Genomic DNA, 217 nt, shown 5'->3' with positions numbered 1-217 from the left:
TCAAATAAAATCAAGTATTTATTTGGTGCTTTAAAAGCATTTGCATCAAAAGACCAACCTGAAACCTCTAACTTATTACCAACTAACTTAAAACTGTCTAAGGCATACGCAACTTGACTCAAATCTTTTGCTTGAGACCAAAAATCCTGTCGTTGGCCTTCACCATCCTTAGCATCACTAGAGTAGCGAATCACCACTTGCAACTTATGTCCGGTTA

1 protein-coding gene is annotated in these 217 nt (G+C 37.3%); it reads right to left on the bottom strand.

Features of this window, described 5'->3' with window-relative positions; translation table 11 throughout:
* Positions 1-217 (bottom strand): hypothetical protein (locus FC36_RS12150; RefSeq protein ID WP_162257658.1); only part of this gene is annotated, 217 nt, incomplete at both ends.

The sequence above is a fragment of the Ligilactobacillus equi DSM 15833 = JCM 10991 genome, assembly GCF_001435735.1.
Taxonomy (GTDB): domain Bacteria; phylum Bacillota; class Bacilli; order Lactobacillales; family Lactobacillaceae; genus Ligilactobacillus; species Ligilactobacillus equi.
The sequence above is the reverse complement of the archived record's forward strand: the minus strand, read 5'-3'. Positions and strand labels throughout refer to the sequence as shown.